The organism is Aeromonas sp. 96A, from assembly GCF_051919165.1.
GTDB classification, from domain to species: Bacteria; Pseudomonadota; Gammaproteobacteria; order Enterobacterales; family Aeromonadaceae; genus Aeromonas; species Aeromonas veronii.
The window spans coordinates 3,195,388-3,211,939 of sequence record NZ_JBQBFE010000001.1 but is presented as its reverse complement, the minus strand read 5'-3'; the positions used below and the strand labels follow the sequence as shown (position 1 = coordinate 3,211,939).

Annotated in this window: 19 protein-coding genes and 2 pseudogenes; 11 read left to right on the top strand and 10 right to left on the bottom strand. The window is 60.2% G+C overall.

The window, feature by feature from the left end:
* The 4 genes and pseudogenes from lptA to ACTG2W_RS14800 form a co-directional block, all read right to left on the bottom strand.
* On the bottom strand, positions 1-528 hold the full coding sequence (lptA, locus tag ACTG2W_RS14815) for a lipopolysaccharide transport periplasmic protein LptA (RefSeq protein WP_040068817.1): 528 nt from the start codon (positions 526-528) through the stop codon (positions 1-3).
* The gene (gene lptC, locus ACTG2W_RS14810; protein WP_106843469.1) at positions 515-1,075 is read right to left on the bottom strand and encodes an LPS export ABC transporter periplasmic protein LptC; all 561 of its coding nucleotides are present in this window, start codon (positions 1,073-1,075) and stop codon (positions 515-517) included. Before lptC ends, lptA begins: the two co-directional genes overlap by 14 nt.
* Positions 1,072-1,626, bottom strand: a complete 555-nt coding sequence (gene kdsC / locus ACTG2W_RS14805) for a 3-deoxy-manno-octulosonate-8-phosphatase KdsC (protein WP_076493266.1) — start codon at positions 1,624-1,626, stop codon at positions 1,072-1,074. The genes lptC and kdsC overlap by 4 nt, the downstream gene beginning before the upstream one ends.
* A pseudogene (locus ACTG2W_RS14800) lies at positions 1,626-2,644 on the bottom strand (KpsF/GutQ family sugar-phosphate isomerase). The gene kdsC and the pseudogene ACTG2W_RS14800 overlap by 1 nt, the downstream one beginning before the upstream one ends.
* A 207-nt stretch (positions 2,645-2,851) precedes the next feature.
* On the opposite strand from ACTG2W_RS14800, the gene mlaF reads away from it, so the two are divergent.
* The 7 genes from mlaF to murA are packed head-to-tail and all read left to right on the top strand — an operon-like array spanning position 2,852 to position 7,372.
* Entirely contained in the window at positions 2,852-3,652 is an 801-nt protein-coding gene (mlaF, locus tag ACTG2W_RS14795) for a phospholipid ABC transporter ATP-binding protein MlaF (protein ID WP_005336343.1), read from the top strand.
* Positions 3,652-4,431, top strand: a complete 780-nt coding sequence (mlaE, locus tag ACTG2W_RS14790) for a lipid asymmetry maintenance ABC transporter permease subunit MlaE (RefSeq protein WP_440016320.1) — start codon at positions 3,652-3,654, stop codon at positions 4,429-4,431. The genes mlaF and mlaE overlap by 1 nt, the downstream gene beginning before the upstream one ends.
* A gap of 7 nt (positions 4,432-4,438) precedes the next feature.
* Positions 4,439-4,936, top strand: a complete 498-nt coding sequence (mlaD, locus tag ACTG2W_RS14785) for an outer membrane lipid asymmetry maintenance protein MlaD (RefSeq protein WP_005336348.1) — start codon at positions 4,439-4,441, stop codon at positions 4,934-4,936.
* Between the two features lie 2 nt (positions 4,937-4,938).
* Positions 4,939-5,571 (top strand): MlaC/ttg2D family ABC transporter substrate-binding protein, encoded by a 633-nt coding sequence (locus ACTG2W_RS14780; RefSeq protein ID WP_005336350.1) that lies wholly within the window; start codon positions 4,939-4,941, stop codon positions 5,569-5,571.
* Complete coding sequence (locus ACTG2W_RS14775) at positions 5,568-5,840, top strand: STAS domain-containing protein (RefSeq protein ID WP_128834363.1); 273 nt, start codon at positions 5,568-5,570, stop codon at positions 5,838-5,840. The genes ACTG2W_RS14780 and ACTG2W_RS14775 overlap by 4 nt, the downstream gene beginning before the upstream one ends.
* A complete protein-coding gene (gene ibaG / locus ACTG2W_RS14770) occupies positions 5,840-6,097 on the top strand; it encodes a BolA family iron metabolism protein IbaG (RefSeq protein WP_005306001.1) in 258 nt (85 codons plus the stop codon). The genes ACTG2W_RS14775 and ibaG overlap by 1 nt, the downstream gene beginning before the upstream one ends.
* A gap of 18 nt (positions 6,098-6,115) precedes the next feature.
* A complete protein-coding gene (gene murA / locus ACTG2W_RS14765; protein ID WP_005336355.1) occupies positions 6,116-7,372 on the top strand; it encodes a UDP-N-acetylglucosamine 1-carboxyvinyltransferase in 1,257 nt (418 codons plus the stop codon).
* Between the two features lie 87 nt (positions 7,373-7,459).
* Here the strand turns inward: murA and pmbA are convergent, their stop codons facing one another.
* Entirely contained in the window at positions 7,460-8,803 is a 1,344-nt protein-coding gene (gene pmbA, locus ACTG2W_RS14760) for a metalloprotease PmbA (protein ID WP_040068810.1), read from the bottom strand.
* 113 nt (positions 8,804-8,916) lie between these two features.
* Between pmbA and yjgA the strand changes: the two genes are divergently transcribed.
* Together yjgA and ACTG2W_RS14750 are read left to right on the top strand one after the other, a co-directional pair.
* Positions 8,917-9,441 (top strand): ribosome biogenesis factor YjgA, encoded by a 525-nt coding sequence (gene yjgA / locus ACTG2W_RS14755; RefSeq protein WP_005336359.1) that lies wholly within the window; start codon positions 8,917-8,919, stop codon positions 9,439-9,441.
* A gap of 396 nt (positions 9,442-9,837) precedes the next feature.
* On the top strand, positions 9,838-10,620 hold the full coding sequence (locus ACTG2W_RS14750) for a gamma-glutamyl-gamma-aminobutyrate hydrolase family protein (protein ID WP_106843465.1): 783 nt from the start codon (positions 9,838-9,840) through the stop codon (positions 10,618-10,620).
* Positions 10,621-10,632: 12 nt separating this feature from the next.
* On the opposite strand, the gene ACTG2W_RS14745 is transcribed toward ACTG2W_RS14750, so the two are convergent.
* A complete protein-coding gene (locus ACTG2W_RS14745; RefSeq protein WP_040069030.1) occupies positions 10,633-11,016 on the bottom strand; it encodes a hypothetical protein in 384 nt (127 codons plus the stop codon).
* A gap of 145 nt (positions 11,017-11,161) precedes the next feature.
* On the opposite strand from ACTG2W_RS14745, the gene ACTG2W_RS14740 reads away from it, so the two are divergent.
* Together ACTG2W_RS14740 and ACTG2W_RS14735 are read left to right on the top strand one after the other, a co-directional pair.
* Positions 11,162-12,688 (top strand): mechanosensitive ion channel family protein, encoded by a 1,527-nt coding sequence (locus ACTG2W_RS14740; protein WP_064339228.1) that lies wholly within the window; start codon positions 11,162-11,164, stop codon positions 12,686-12,688.
* A 45-nt stretch (positions 12,689-12,733) separates the two neighbouring features.
* Positions 12,734-13,131 (top strand): annotated as a pseudogene (locus ACTG2W_RS14735) (STY0301 family protein).
* A 76-nt stretch (positions 13,132-13,207) separates the two neighbouring features.
* Here ACTG2W_RS14735 and ACTG2W_RS14730 read toward each other — a convergent pair.
* From ACTG2W_RS14730 to dapF, 4 genes are all read right to left on the bottom strand, one after another.
* Positions 13,208-13,918 (bottom strand): HAD-IA family hydrolase, encoded by a 711-nt coding sequence (locus ACTG2W_RS14730; protein ID WP_106843463.1) that lies wholly within the window; start codon positions 13,916-13,918, stop codon positions 13,208-13,210.
* Positions 13,919-13,950: 32 nt separating this feature from the next.
* Positions 13,951-14,916: a tyrosine recombinase XerC gene (xerC, locus tag ACTG2W_RS14725; RefSeq protein ID WP_106843462.1), complete on the bottom strand. Its 966-nt coding sequence runs from the start codon at positions 14,914-14,916 to the stop codon at positions 13,951-13,953.
* On the bottom strand, positions 14,909-15,589 hold the full coding sequence (locus ACTG2W_RS14720) for a DUF484 family protein (RefSeq protein ID WP_005336370.1): 681 nt from the start codon (positions 15,587-15,589) through the stop codon (positions 14,909-14,911). The genes xerC and ACTG2W_RS14720 overlap by 8 nt, the downstream gene beginning before the upstream one ends.
* A 91-nt stretch (positions 15,590-15,680) precedes the next feature.
* Positions 15,681-16,511 carry a diaminopimelate epimerase gene (dapF, locus tag ACTG2W_RS14715; protein ID WP_005336371.1) on the bottom strand — a complete coding sequence of 277 codons (831 nt, stop codon included), beginning with the start codon at positions 16,509-16,511 and terminating at the stop codon, positions 15,681-15,683.
* Positions 16,512-16,552: the final 41 nt, after the last annotated feature.

Genomic DNA, 16,552 nt, shown 5'->3' with positions numbered 1-16,552 from the left:
TTATTTTCCCTGCTTCTTCTGGTCGGCGGGCTTGTCGAAATTCTCTACCTGATCCGGCAGGAACACGGTTTTGACCCGCTGGCTCGGGCTCTTGCTCTCGGCAATCATCTTCTGTTTGACGATGTCGTAGCGGATCAGATCGCCATTGACCTGGCTATCTTCCTGCTTGAGCTGACCGTTGCCTGTGATGGTCACCAGCCGGTTCTTCAGCTCGTAGCGGATAGTGTTACCGTGGGCATTGACCGGCTTGCCGTTATCCAGGATCTGGAAGAAGGTGGCGGGCTTGCCGTAGGCAGTCATCACCTCGGCCCCTTTCTCGCCGGAGCGGGTCACTACCACCTTGTCAGCCTTGATCCGGATGGTGCCCTGATTGATGGTCACATCCTCTTCGAAGGTGATGCGGTTGTCCTGCATCTCGGCCACCTGTTTGACGGCATCGACGTAGACCTTCTCGGCAAAGTCGGACTCTTTGGCGGTCACCGCACCACACAACAACAGGGCTGCGAGGGCCAGATTAGCGTTTTTCATTGAAATAGATGGCATGGCCTTGATCCAGTAACTCAAAATATTTGCGGTCCAGATGGCCCTTAAGGCCAACCCCTTGGGTCTGGAAATCCCGACCCAGAATGTTCACTTCCCGATTGCTGCGCACATCCTGTGTCACCAGATCCAGCTCCAGATAATGGGTATCCAGTGTGGAGATGAAGGAGGTGGGCAGCAGACCATCCAGATGCACCTTGTCCCGCAAGATGACGTTGTCGCCGGTGTTGAGCACGCCGGTTTCAGCGGTGACCTTCCACTCGGCGGCACCCTGATCGTCATACATGTAGACCACCGGCTTGTCGAAGGTGGCCTGCTCGAGGATTTGATAATACTCGGCGTAGGTCGACTCCAGCCGCTCGGTGCGCTTGCCGTTGATATCAAAACGGGTGGTCACCAGATCTTTGGCGACAAAATCCGGCTGATAGTTTTCGATTTTGACGGCGCTCTCAGGCACCAGCTCAACCTTGCCCAACTGCCAGGCAACCAGCGCAACCAGAAACAGCAGGGCAAACAACAGGGTCTGTCTGCTCATACCGAGGCCTCGGGCTGATAATCGTCGTGGCCCTGCGCCTGCAAAATGAGGTCACACACCTCGCGCACCGCGCCCATGCCACCGCCAAGCCGAGTCACCATATCGGCACGACTCAGCACCAGCGGATGGGCATCGGCCACGGCAATGCCGAGCCCACAGACCTGCATCACCGGCAGATCGATGGTGTCATCCCCCATATAGGCGGCCTGCTCAGCAGTCAGCCCCAGCTTGGCCAACAGCGCTTCGAAGTGAGGCAGCTTTTTATCAGCCCCCTGCACCACATGAGCCACCCCTAGGCTTTTCATCCGATCGCTGACGATACGGGAGTTGCGCCCAGTGATGATGGCGATCTCGATCCCTGCATTGAGCAACGCTCGCATGCCCGCACCATCGCGGGTGCAGAAGGTTTTTAGCTCTTCGCCGTTGTTTCCCATGTAGATGAGGCCGTTAGAGAGCACCCCGTCCACATCGCACACCAGCAGGCGGATTTGCGCCGCCTTCTCAAACTGGCTGCGCGTCACCGGACCATAGAGGGTCGGTACGTTTTGCATCAAATTACTCCGGCTTTCAGCAGGTCGTGCATGTTGAAGGCGCCGAGCGGGCGTTTCTCTTCATCCACGACCAGTAATCCGTTGATTTTTCTCGTTTCCATCAGCTTGACGGCTTCCGCAGCCATCATCTCTGGACCTACGGTAACACAGTTGGCCGTCATCACACGGCTGATGGGGGTGTGATGGATATCGATCTGCTGGTCAAGAATGCGGCGCAGGTCGCCATCGGTAAAGAGCCCGGCCAGCAGGCCATTGCCATCGACCACCCACCCCCCATGCCCTCCACCACCGCCGTCATACCGAGCCCCTTGTGGCTCACTTCCAGCAGCGCCTGGCTGATGGTGGCATCTATCCCTACCCGGGGCAACAGCTCACCGCTGTGCATCAGATCGCCGACCCGCAGCAATAGACGCTTGCCAAGGGAACCGCCCGGGTGAGAGAGGGCGAAGTCATCGGCGGTAAAACCGCGCGCTTCCAGCAGAGCCACCGCCAGGGCATCGCCCATCACCAGGGTTGCCGTGGTGCTGGAAGTGGGCGCCAGACCCAGCGGGCAGGCCTCTTTCTCCACCTTGATGCACAGGTGCACGTTGGCCTCTTTGGCCATGGTGGAGGCGGGATTGCCGGTCATGCAGATGAGCGGAATGCCGCGGCGCTTGAGTACCGGCAGCAGGGCCAGGATTTCGTCGCTCTCGCCGGAGTTGGAGATGGCGATGATAAGGTCGCCGCTGGAGATCATCCCCAGATCGCCGTGACTCGCTTCTCCCGGGTGAAGGAAGAAGGCCGGGGTGCCGGTGCTGGCGAGGGTGGCGGCGATCTTGCTGCCGATATGGCCCGATTTGCCCATGCCGGTGACCACTATCTTGCCACCGCAGCGCAGCACCATCTCGCACGCCTTGTCGAAGGCGTCGTTCAGATACTGATAGAGTCCATCAATGGCTTGCTTTTCTGTGTCCAGCACCGCGCGGGCACTGCGACGAAAATCGAACAGTTCAGACACTTTCTCAGGCTTTACAGACATAAAGACACAGCTCCGGGCCGAAATTAGCTGCGGGATTATAAAAAAGTCTGCCCGGATAAGCGAATCGGATGGCAAGTCCCGCTCTCAATGACGCACTTTGTTACAGAAAACTGTCGTGCAAATGGGCTTGCAGCCTGTTCAATAGTTGTTCCTTGCTGTTGCTTAGACCTAGACTACCCCATAAAATTCGCACCTCATTTACACCGGATGGACAATTGTTTGAACAATGACCTGATCACCATCTCCGACCTGACCTTCAGTCACGGAGATCGGCTGTTGTATGACGGGATCAACCTGACCATTCCTCGTGGCAAGGTAACCGCCGTCATGGGCCCGAGCGGCATCGGTAAAACCACCCTGCTGCGGCTGATCGGTGGCCAGCTCAAGCCGGAGTCCGGTCACATTCTGTTTGACGGGGAAGATATCCCCACCCTCTCCCGTTCGCGCCTCTATGAAGTGCGCAAACGGATGAGCATGCTGTTCCAGAGCGGCGCCCTGTTTACCGGCATGACGGTCTACGACAACGTGGCCTTCCCGCTGCGGGAACACTCCGGCCTGCCGGAGGAGCTGATACACACCATCGTCATGATGAAGCTGCAGGCAGTGGGCTTGCGCGGCGCGGCGAAACTGATGCCCTCCGAGCTCTCCGGCGGCATGGCGCGCCGGGCGGCGCTGGCACGGGCCATTGCCCTTGACCCCGACCTCATCATGTATGACGAGCCGTTCGTCGGGCAGGACCCCATCACCATGGCGGTGCTGGTCAAGCTGATCAAGGAGCTGAACGATGCCCTCGGTATCACCTCCGTCATCGTCACCCACGACGTGAAAGAGGTGTTGAGCATCGCCGATTACGCCTACATCATTGCCAATCGCAAGGTGGTGGCGCACGGTACGCCGGATCAGCTGCGCGAAGAGCACAACCCCGAAGTCGAGCAGTTCCTCAAAGGATTGCCCGATGGTCCTGTTCCGTTTCATTTTCCGGCAGGCGATCTGCTACAGGATCTCTGATGTTGATAAGTCAAATAAGCAAGCTGGGGCGGGTTGGCGTGCGCGTCATCAGCGCCGTTGGCCGCGCCACCATCATGTTGTTTCATGCGCTGGCGGGCAAACCCGAGCCGCGCAAGCACTTCCCGCTGCTGGTCCAGCAGCTCTATGTGGTGGGTGTGCAGTCGGTGGCCATCATTCTGGTCTCCGGCCTGTTCATCGGCATGGTGCTCTCGCTGCAGGGTTACAACGTATTGAAGGATTTCGGCGCCGAGCAGAGTCTGGGGCCGCTGGTCTCCCTCTCCCTGCTGCGGGAGCTGGGCCCTGTAGTCACGGCGCTACTGTTTGCCGGCCGTGCCGGTTCGGCCCTGACCGCTGAAATCGGCCTGATGAAGGCCACCGAGCAGCTTTCAAGCCTCGAGATGATGGCGGTCGACCCGCTGCGCCGGGTGGTTGCCCCCCGCTTCTGGGCCGGGGTCATCAGCATGCCGCTGCTGGCTTTCATGTTCAGCCTGATCGGCATCTTCGGCGGCAAGCTGGTCGGCGTGGATTGGCTTGGCGTCGACGAAGGGGGCTTCTGGTCTGCCATGCAAGCCTCCGTCGACTGGCATGAAGATATCATGCAGGGTGCCATCAAGAGCCTGATCTTCGCCCTGGTGGTCACCTGGATTGCGCTCTTTAACGGTTATGATGCCAAGCCGACCTCGGCCGGGATCAGTCAGGCCACGACCCGTACCGTGGTCCACTCATCCCTCGCCGTGCTCGGCCTGGATTTTATACTCACTGCAGTCATGTTTGGATAAGGTAAAGATGAAGTTCAGCAAAGTAGAATTCCTGGTCGGCACCTTCATGCTGGCTGGCATCGGTGCCATTCTGGCACTGGCCCTGCAAGTGGCCGGTTTGAGCTTCAAACCGGAAGGAGAAACCTATACCCTGCGCGCGCATTTCGATAATATCGGCGGCCTGAAAGTCCGTTCGCCGGTCAAGGTCGGCGGCGTGGTGGTAGGCCGGGTCAGCGACATCGTACTGGACCCGAAAACCCAGGTGCCCGAAGTGACCCTGATGATGCAAAAGAGCGCTGGCGAGTTTGCCGATACCAGCTCCCTCTCCATCCTCACCTCCGGTCTGCTCGGCGAGCAATACATCGGTCTGGCCCCCGGCTTCAGCGATGAGGAGATGGGCACCGAGATGCTCAAGGATGGCGACCTGATTGAAGACACCAAATCCGCCATCGTACTGGAAGATCTGATTGGCAAGTTCCTCTACAGCCAATCCTCCGACAGCAAATCAGACAGCAAGAAGGAGTAATCATGTTCAAGAAAATCGCCCTGCTGCTGGGCCTGATGACCAGCATGCTCTTTTCCCTGTCTGCCCAGGCCGCAGTCGATGCCACCGATCCCAACGCGCTGGTGGATCAGGCTGCCAAGCAGACCTTTGCCCGTCTGAAAGCCGATCAAGCCCAGGTGAAAAGCAATCCGGATCACCTGCGGGTGATCATCCGCGAAGAGCTGCTGCCCTATGTGGACAACCGCTTCGCCGCCTACAAGGTGCTTGGCAACCAGATTAAAGAGACCACCGAAGCGCAGCGCAATGCCTTCGTCGAGGTGTTCACCGAGTACATGGTGAGCTCCTACGCCGATGCGCTGGCCCATTTTGACAAGCAGACCGTCAAGGTCGAGCCGGGCAAAGCTCCCAGCGGCAATATCACCGCCGTCAACGTCAGCGTGAAAGAAGCCGGCAAGCCGGACATCTTCCTCGAGTTCAAGCTGCGCAAGAACAACAAGACCGGCGAGTGGAAAGCCTTCGACATGGTGGCAGAGGGGATCAGCCTGCTCTCCGCCAAGCAGAGCGAGCTCGGCGGTTTGATCCGCCAGAACGGCATCGATGCGGTGATCGCCCAGTTGCGCGAGCACAACGCCAAGCCGCTGGTACTCAAACCATGACCCTCAGCGGTGAGCTGCAGGCGCCACAGGTCAATGACCTGTGGCAACGCCGCGCCGAATGGTGGCTGGACGACCAGCTTGAGCTCGGCGGCGTCACCACCCTCGACTCCGCCGGACTGGCCCTGCTGGTCAAATGGGCCAAAGCCGTATTAGTGCGAGGCGCCACACCGCAACTGGTGGGCGCCTCCAGTGATTTCTATACCCTGGCCAACCTCTACGGGGTGGCCGGGCTGTTTCAGTCAACTCCGCTCACAACTGAGGACGCATAATGCAAGTCTCTGAAATTGAAGCGATACTCCTTGAGGCTCTGCCATTGTCCGAAGTCCATGTCAAAGGGGACGGTAGTCACTACCAAGTGATCGCCGTCGGTGACATGTTTGACGGCATGAGCCGGGTCAAGAAGCAGCAGGCCATCTATGCCCCGCTGATGGACAAGATCGCCAGCAACGCCATTCACGCCCTCTCCATCAAGGCGTTCACCGACGCCGAGTGGAAACGCGAACGTAAATTCCTATTGCCCTCCTGATTTGGTAACGAAGTAAAAATGGACAAATTCAAAATCGATGGTCGTTGTACTCTCAACGGCGAAGTGACCATCTCCGGCGCCAAAAACGCCGCGCTGCCGATCCTGTTCGCGACCCTGCTCTGTGATGAAGAGGTACACCTCTCCAACGTGCCGCGCCTGAAAGATGTGGGCACCACCATCAAGCTGCTGGAGATGCTGGGCGCCACCACCAAGGTCAACGGCAATGTGACCGTGCTGACCGGTGCCGTAAACAACCACGTCGCTCCCTACGAGCTGGTGAAGACCATGCGCGCCTCCATTCTGGCGCTGGGCCCGCTGGCTGCCCGTTTCGGTGCTGCTGATGTCTCCCTGCCCGGCGGTTGCGCCATCGGTGCCCGTCCGGTCAACCTGCACGTCCACGGCCTGGAGCTGATGGGTGCAAAGATCACCATCGAAGATGGTTACATCAAGGCCCGTGTCGATGGTCGCCTGAAAGGCGCCCACATCCTGATGGATATGGTCTCCGTGACCGGTACCGAAAACCTGATGATGGCCGCGACCCTGGCTGATGGCCGCACCGTGATCGAAAACGCCGCGCGCGAGCCGGAAGTAGTCGATCTGGCCAACTTCCTCAATACTCTGGGCGCCAAGATCCAGGGCGCGGGCACCGATACCCTGACCATCGACGGTGTCGAGCGTCTGCACGGCGGCAACTACAGCGTGCAGCCTGATCGCATCGAAACCGGAACCTTCCTGGTGGGCGCAGCGGTCACCGGCGGCAAGATCACCTGCCGCAAGACCGACCCGACCCTGCTGGAAGCGGTACTGGTCAAGCTGGAAGAAGCTGGCGCCCTGATTGAGAAGGGTGAAGACTGGATCACCCTCGACATGACTGGCCGCACCCTCAAACCGGTCACCATCAAGACTGCCCCCTACCCGGCCTTCCCGACCGACATGCAGGCACAGTTCACTGTGCTGAACGCCGTCGCCAAAGGCACCGGCATGGTCACCGAGACCATCTTCGAGAACCGCTTCATGCACGTTCCCGAACTGGTACGGATGGGCGCAGACATCGAACTGCAGGGCAACGTAGCCATCTGCCGTGACACCGAGCAACTCAAGGGTGCCCAGGTAATGGCGACCGATCTGCGCGCCTCCGCCAGTCTGGTGCTGGCCGGCTTCGTGGCCGAAGGCTCCACCATCGTCGACCGTATCTATCACATCGACCGTGGCTACGAAGACATCGAGCAGAAGCTGCAGGGTCTGGGTGGCCGCATCGAGCGCATCAAGGGCTGATCGCCCACTGATCGCTAGCCGATAAAAAGGCCCCCTCGCGTTGGCGAGGGGGCCTTTTTCATGGTTTCGGTTCTGTTGAAACCCGGATCAGTGGCCCGCCAGCTTCATATTCTCTACCAGCACCGAGCCGGTCTTGAGACTGGAGCGCTCATCCTCGTCACGACCCACCGCCACGATATGACTGAACATCTCGGCCAGATTGCCGGCGATGGTGATCTCCTCGACCGGATAGGCTATCTCGCCATTCTCGACCCAGAAACCGGCAGCGCCGCGGGAGTAGTCGCCATTGACGATATTGACCCCCTGCCCCATCAACTCGGTCACCAGCAGACCGGTGCCCATCTCTTTCAGCATGCCCTGAAAATCCTGGCCAGTATTGGAGACCTGCCAGTTGTGGATGCCACCGGCGTGACCCGTAGTAGTCAGCCCCAGCTTGCGAGCGGAGTAGGAGGTAAGCAGCCAGCTCATCAGCTCGCCGTTACGGATGATATCCATGTCGCGGGTACGCACCCCTTCGCCATCGAACGGGGTACTGGCGAGCCCGCCCAGCAGGTGGGGGAACTCCTGAATGGTGAGCCACTCGGGCAGGATCTGCTTGCCCAATTTGTCGAGCAGGAAGCTCGACTTGCGATAGAGGTTGCCACCGCTGATGGCCATCACCAGATGGCCCCACAGGCCGGAGGCTGTGTCCGGGTGGAACAGCACAGGCGCATGACGGGTAGAGATCTTGCGGGCGCCGAGGCGGGAGACGGTACGCTCAACGGCTTCGTCGGCAATGCGCTGCGGGCTCCAGAGCCCGTCGAGGGTACGGCTGGAGGAGTAGCCGTAATCACGCTGCATATCGCCATCCTGCTCGCCGATCAGCACGCAGCTCAGTGAGTTGCGCGACGCCGCGTAGCCTTTGACGAAGCCGTGGCTGTTGCCATAGACCTTGATGCCGAGATGGCTGGAGAAACCGGCACCGTCGGAGTGCTTGATGCGGGCATCGCGACCAAGCGCCAGCCGCTCGCACTCGATGGCTAGTTCGATACCGCGCTGGGGATCCAGTTCGATTTGGTGACACAGTTGTAGATCGGGGGCATCCCAGGCCAGCAGCTCGGCGTCCGCCAGACCGGCGCAATCATCGGCCGAGGTGTGGCGAGCAATCTCGATAGCCGCTTCAACGGCAGCGCGAATGGCGGGTTTGCTCAGATCGGTGGTCGAGGAAGATCCCTTGCAACCATCGCGATAGACGGCGATACCGAGGGCGCCATCCTTATTGAATTCAATGCTTTCCAGTTCACAACCCCGGGTGTTCACCGACAACCCGGTCTGCTTGCTGATGGAGACTTCGGCCAGCGAGGCGCCCAGTCCTTTGGCTATCTCCAGGGCTTCGGCAACCACGGCCTCGAGATGGGCTTGATCCTGGCGGATTTGGTCTTGCTGATCCATAACTCACATCTGTATGAAGGAAGGAAAGGGGGTAAGCATATCAGACCCCTGCGCCCAGCGGGAGAAGCTGGTAACATATCCGCCAAACGTGAATGACAGGAATCAAGAGACCGATGAGTCAATATCAAGACGACAACGAGTTCGAAGACTGGGGCCCCAGCAAGAGCCAGCTCAAGCGCGATGCCGAAGCATTGCAGAAAATGGGGGAAGAGATCGTCTCCCTCAGCCACAGCGAGCTGGAAAAAATCCCGCTGGATGAAGAGCTGGCCGAAGCGGTAGAGCTGGGGCGCAAACTCAAGCCGAAGAAGGATGAGTCCTTCCGTCGCCATCTGCAGTTCATCGGCCGCCTGATGCGCAGCCGCGATATCGAGCCGATTGCCGAAGCGCTCTCCATCATCAAGAACCGTCACTCCACCGTGAATGCCCGCTTGCATCGCCTGGAGCAGTGGCGCGAGCGCCTGATCACCGAAGGTGACAGCGCCCTCAACGAGCTGATGTCCCAGTTCCACGAGCTGGATCGCCAGAAGCTGCGCCAGCTGATCCGCTCCGCCAACAAGGAGCGGGAGCTGAACAAGCCGCCGGTCGCCTACCGCGAGATGTACCAGTATCTGCGCGGCGAGATCGAAGACCTGCTGTGATCCCCGAAACACGCCTCCCCTCGGGGAGGCGTGCTTCTATTGATGCCTTTTCCTCTCCCCATACCCCGCCATCCCTGCGCGTTTAATATATCCACCATTTTGCAGCCCCAGCCCTAACGGCTCATCTCAACAGCCCCGTTAAATCGCCGCTTAAGAGCAGTCCAAGATAAATCCGTTAACAATTTTGCATCGTTTTGTTTGACATATTGAACGGCCTTGGCAGACTGAAGAGAGGATCCAGGCTGTCGCTGCCCAGGCTGACCAACGATTCTGTCACCCGGCCCGACGCGGGATCCCATGACCATGCCTTGAGGCATGCCCTTGCCCTGCCGGTTTGCAAGGGCCTGCCCAAGGCGCAGGATGAGACTTCAACGCCAAGGATAATCAAGGTGCCCTATGCCAAATCCCCTGCCTCCCGCTCCCCGTAAACCTGTCGTACTGATGACCATGGGCGCCCAGCCCCGCAACGGCCACGCCTATCAGGTGATGACCCACAAATACATCATGCCGCTGGTGGAGATAAGCGGCTGCGTCCCGCTGCTGGTGCCCACCTGCTGCGGCACCACCGATCTGGAGCAGTATCTGGATCTCGCCGATGGGGTCTATCTGAGTGGTGCAGGTTCCAATATCGATCCGGCCCTCTACGGCCAGGAGAACCTCACGCCGGAAAAACAGCAAGACAGGGATCGCGATTTGTTCGACCTGCCCCTCATCAAGGGAGCGCTCGCCCGTGGTTTGCCGATCCTCGGGATCTGCCGCGGCCTGCAGGAGATCAACGTGGCGCTGGGGGGAGACATTCATCAGAAGGTCTATAACGAGCCGGGTTATGACGATCACCGGGAGGATGCCGACGATCCGGTCGACGAGCAGTATGGGCCGAGCCATCAGATCAAACTGCTGCCGGGCAGCTGGTTTGCCGAACTGATGGGGGAAGAACAGATTCCGGTCAACTCCCTGCATGGACAGGGCATTAACCGGTTGGGGAAGGGTCTGGAGCCGTTGGCCCACGCCGAAGATGGGCTGATAGAGGCACTTCATGCTCCCGCACTGTCACCCTTTTTGCTGGCAGTGCAGTGGCATCCGGAGTGGAAAGCCAATGAAAACCCCCACTCCATCAAGATCTTTCAAGCCTTTGGCGATGCCTGCCACCAGCGTTGTGCATTGATGGCAGCGAGTTAACCCCTCATCGATTCAGTCGCCAAACCCGCGCGCCTTGAGCTTGGGCAGTCCACCCCGCTCGGGGCGCAAGGTGCGGCAGATATCCATCCCCTTGAGCCCGCGCTGGATATGATCAGGCGAATGGCCAAACACCATGCCGTTGCTGCGGTAGAGGTTATTGTCATCCAGCTCGAACTTCTCGCCGCCGATCAGCAGCTGCTCGCGACCATTGACCGTGTCGCCCCGCTTGATGGGCACCTTCATGTCGCTCAGCACCTCGCCGGTGGCACACCCCTCGCGCCAGCGTGCCTCGCTGGAGAAGGGGGTAATGGCTATTTCACGCCAGGAGCCATCCCGGAATTCGACCCGATACTTCTCGGCCAGCAGGTCGCAGCCAGCCAATGGCAACAGGGCCATCAAACAGATGATTTTCTTTGAAAATTTCACTCAATCGCACTCCTTTGCCCGGTTCTGCACAGGATAAATAAATTGCCGCCCCAACGCACCATTTCCCCGCGCCGTAGCAGCTATGCTGGAAATAAAACCACAATAAGGTGCTGCTATGGCTGGCGAAAACCTCACCGCGCTACCGACGCTGATCTGGATTGGCGAACACCCGTTCTGGACCCTGCTCACCCTATCCCTGATGCTGCTCCACTTCTGGCGCCGTCCGGGACAGCGACGGGAGCTGCTCTCCGAGCTCAGTTTCGTGATGATTAGCGCGGTGGTGATCCTGCTGATCCAGCTGGAAGGGGGCTGGTTCAAACTGCCGCTGCCCCATCAATTGCTGATCGAGATCTCCACCCTGCTGGCTGGCCTGATACTGGTCAAGATATGGGGGATCCTGCTGTTCGAGTTTCTGCTCCCCCTCTGCCATGTGCGGATCCCGCGGATCATCGCCGATATCGTCATCACCATCGGCTATATCGGCTGGGGTCTGTTTCGCCTCTACGCCTCCGGCATGGCGCTCGGAGAGATAGTCACCACCTCGGCGGTGATCACAGCGGTCATCGCCTTCGCCATGCAGGACACCCTGGGCAACCTGCTGGCCGGGGTCTCCATTCAGCTCGACAACTCCATCGCCATCGGTGACTGGCTGCAAGTCGACACCACCCAGGGCCGGGTGGTGGAGATCAACTGGCGTGCTACCACCATCGAGACCCGCAACTGGGAGACAGTCGTCATCCCCAACAGCCACCTGCTTAAACAGCGCTTCACCGTGCTCGGGCGTCGCCGTGGCGAACCCTTGCAGTGGCGGCGCTGGGTCTGGTTCGATCTGACCCTGGATACCCTGCCGACCCAGATCATCGCGCTGATCGAGAAATCCCTGCGGGAGACCAAGCTCCCCTGCGTCGCCAAGCATCCACAACCGGACTGCCTGCTGATGAACGTCGAAGGAGGGATTGCCCGCTATGCGGTGCGCTACTGGCTCACTGACCTGGCTCGCGACGATCCGACCGACTCCATGGTGCGCAGCCTGATCGATGCCGCCCTGCGTCGCAACGATCGCCGCCTCACCCCGCCGATCTTCAACGTCTTTATGGCCAAGGAGAAGCAGCATCTGGATGCCCGCCACAAGCGCCACACCGCCGAACGAACCGATACCCTGCGCAAGCTGCCGCTGTTTGCCATGTTGCAGGAGAATGAGCTGCTTCAGCTGGCCGATCAGGTGAAGTTCGCCCCCTTCGTCAGCGGCGACATCATGCTGGAGCAGGGAGATGTCTCCAGCTGGCTGTTCGTGCTGGTCAAAGGGGAAGCCGAGATGGTGGTCAATGTCGAGGGACGAGAGCTGAAGCTTGGTACGCTCAACGCGGGAGACTTCTTTGGCGAACTGAGCCTGCTCACCGGCGAGCCCAGCTCCTTCACGGTACGGGCGGTGGCCACCGTCGAAACCTATCGCATCAATCAGGCAATGTTTCAGGAACTGGTGATGCAGCGTGAGGCGCTGGTCGAGCCCCTCTACCGGGTGCTGAGCGACCGCCAGCAGGAGCAGCAGGCGCTGCTGGAGCGGGAGGCGGAAGCCATGAAGCAACCACCACAACAGCTTGATCTGCTTGATAAGCTGATGAAGCTGTTCGGCGGAAGATGACGTAGCATGGCATCGTATTGAGGACGTGAAGAGAGAACCGCAGCCATGTTACTGACTACCCTGGCCCTTGCCGCCAGCCTGCAATTTGATTGTCCCGCCACCATCGAGACTCGACAGCAGCTGCTGACCCCGCAGCAGGGCTGGCAGGCGTTCACCCGCAATGACGATGGCAAACCGGACGAAACCCTCAGTCACCGGCTCGATAATCTGGCCCTGTTCGACGGAGATCTGCCGAGCTGGCCCAACTCAAACCGGATAATGGCGACAGCGACGAGACCCACTACTGGAGCCAGCTCGATAGCAGCCTGCGCCCGCTCTATCTGGTCTGCCGCTATCAGAACAGCGCCATCACCCTGCAGCAGGCGCTGCCCGTCGGCATCAGCTACTGCCGCGTCAACCAGCGCGATCGCTACACCCTGCTCGGGTTGGTTTGTCGCAAATAGCGGGCGTAACCCCTTGCCATATATCGCTATTCGCTGACAGCCATTACCGCCTGAGCGTGGCCACCCGCCAGCGCTATCAGAGCAGCAGCTCGGCCAGCTCCTCCAGTGCCGTCAGCTCCACGTCCGGCAACAGTTGCAGCTGTTGCCACGGTTGCTGCCGTTCGTTGAGCCAGGCGGCGCGAAAGCCATGCAGACGGGCACCCAGTACATCGGTCTCGGGATGATCCCCCACATGGAGGATCCGCCCCGCTGGCAGCTTGAGGGCGCTGCGGGTCTGCTCAAACATATCCGGCGCCGGTTTCATCCTGGCGCCCGCCCCCGCCTTGCAGACCAGCGTGAAGTAGCGATCCAGCCCTGCCTGCGCCAGATCCAGATTGCCGTTGGTGATGACCACCAGCGGGTAGCGTTCGGCCAGTCTGGCCAGCAGCTGATGAGTGGACTCGCTCACCTCGATCTTCGAGCGCTCTGCCAGAAACGCAGCAAACACCTGCTCCGCCTCGCGACTGGCATGCTGGTCAGCCATGCCCCCCGCCACCATGGCGGCGCGGATGGTCTGCTGGCGCGCCAGGCTGACATCGTGGCGCAGCTCGGGGTTGGCCAGCAACACGGCGCGTTTTAACTCCAGCCAGCGTGGCTTGTCGAGCATGGCGGTGGCCAGATATTCGCTGCGCAGATGGCTCAACATCCACTGCTCGGCGCGCACGATGGCGGGGCCGTTGTCATAGAGGGTGTCATCGAGGTCAAACGAGATGGCAGCAACCGGCTGCCAGCGGCGATAAAAGTGCATGGACTCTCCTCTGCAACGGGGCTCAGGGCCCGTTATTCATCGTCCTGCGCATCCGGGTCACGCTTGGCCCTGGGGTGAGCGCTGTCGTAGACCTTGGCCAGATGCTGGAAGTCGAGGTGGGTATAGATCTGGGTGGTAGAGAGGTCGGCATGTCCCAGCAGCTCCTGCACCGCCCGCAGATCGCCGGAGGACTCCAGCATATGGGTGGCGAAGCTGTGGCGCAGCTTGTGGGGATGGACGTGGGCGTTGAGCGCCTGCTTGTTGCCCCAGCCATCGAGGCGGGCCTGTACCGAGCGGGCCGACAGCCGCTGCTTGCGGCTGGAGACAAACAGCGCCTCACTCTCGTCCCCGGCCAGCAACGGCCGCACCTTGAGCCACTTCTGCAGCCACTCCACCGCCATCCGGCCGATGGGCAGCACCCGCTCCCGCGAGCCCTTGCCGGTCACCTTGAGCTGACGGTCGTCGAGCTTCAAATCCACCAGATTGATCCCCACCAGCTCGGCCAGACGCAGCCCTGAAGAGTACATCAGCTCCATGATGGCGCGATCCCGCACCGCCAGCGGATCCTGTTCATCGGTAATGTTGAGCAGCTGGTGCATCTCGTCCACATCGAGGTTTTTCGGCAGCGGCCGCCCCTGTTTGGGGGTGACGATGCCGCGAGCCGGATTGGCGGTCAGCCGACCCTGCCGCACCTGCCAGTCGCAAAAGCTGCGCAGGGCAGAAACCTTGGTGGAAAGGGAACGAGGAGCAAGGCCCGCCTTGTGCATCCGGGTCACCAGAGTGCGCACCTGACTCGCCTCGAGCCGACCCCAATCAGTGAGTCCGAGGGCCACCAGCTCGGCGGTCATCGCCTCCAGATGGGCTTGATAGTTATTGCGGGTATGAGGGCTGAGCTGACGCTCGACCCTCAGGTATTCGATAAAGGCCGCCAGCTCGTCCGCCAGTGCCGCAGGCAGTGGCGGTGCGATGACGGGTGCTTTGGCCGGTGTTCTAGCCATGAGTCAACTCGGGCAGACGCAGTTGCAGCAGGCGCCCCAGTTGGCCCAGCAGCAGGGTGTCGTTGTGGGGAGTAAAGTGGCCGGGATCCGAGCTGGCGAAGGCCAGCACACCGAGATCGCCGAGCCGCATCAGGGCCACCGAGTTGACCAGCACATCATGGCCAAACAGCGCCTGCTTCTCGCTCTGGCTCAGGCGGCCAAAGTAGTAATCCTGCCCCGGCAGACGCTGACCCAGCAGGGATTCGAGCTGCTTGCCCTGCGCCAGAAAGCGCTGCTCGGGCCCGCTCAGGGCAAACTTCTTGGGATTGAGCCAGAGCCGCAGCCCGGTCAGGCGCAGCCGCTGGACAAAGGCCTTGCCCATCACGGCACTTACCTCGAACAGGGTCTGGCAGCCGTACAGCTCGCCGTAGAGATCGGCATAGACCCGGAAGATCCGCTCGTTTTCGCTGGCGATCCCCATCAATTCGGTGATCTCCTGCTCCAGCTGTTCGATCCGCTCGCGCTGACGCTCCAGCTGGCGCTCGACCAGCGAGACCGACCCTTTGCGTTCATGGGGAATGCGGATCCGGTCCAGCACGGCGGCATGGCGTTGGAAAAACTCGGGATAACGGGCCAGGTACTCCAGCACAGTGGCTTCATCCACCGATTGCTCCTGCCGTTTGAGTTCGCTCATAAATTGGTTGATCCATCAGAGAAATGGGGCTCGCTGCCCCGACATCATGGGCAAAGGGGGCCAACGCCCCCCGTACCTGAACCTTTATCGGCTAAACCTCTATCTGGCCGTCAAACACATGCTCGGCGGGACCTGTCATATAGACCGGCTGGCCCGGCCCCTTCCAGGCGATGGTCAGCTTGCCGCCCGGCAGACTGACGGTGACCCGCTCCTTGAGCTTGCCCTGACTGATGCCAATCACCGCCGCCGCACAGGCACCGGTGCCACAGGCCAGGGTCTCGCCACAGCCCCTTTCGAATACACGCAGCTTGATCTCGGTGGCGTTGACCATCTCCATGAAGCCGACGTTGACCCGCTCAGGGAAACGCTCGTGGCGCTCCATGATGGCACCGAGCGTCTCGACCGGTGCATCGGCGACCGAAGGCACCTCGATGACGCAGTGGGGATTACCCATGGAGACCACGCCACACATCACGGTATGCTCCTGCGCCCGCAACAGATAGGTTTTCTCTGCCTTCTGGGCCCGGAACGGGATCTTGCCCGGCTCAAACTGGGGAACACCCATGTTGACCGTGACCTGGTTCTCCCCCTCCAGCTGCAACACGATGCGACCCCGGGCGGTGCTGACCGCGATGCGATCCCGGTTTATCAGCCCCTTGAGACGCACGAAACGGGCAAAACAGCGGGCACCGTTGCCACACTGCTCCACCTCGCTGCCATCGGCATTGAAAATGCGATAGTGAAAGTCGAGTTCAGGGTCATAGGGCGGCTCCACCAGCAGCAGCTGGTCAAAGCCGATCCCGAAGTGGCGATCTGCCAGCTTCTTGATGACGTCATTGCTGAAAAATACCTTCTGGGTGACGCCATCCACCACCATGAAGTCGTTGCCCAAGCCATGCATCTTGGAAAAATCTATCAACATCGTGCATTCCTGTGCTGTTAGGGCTGTAAAAACTCACCGTC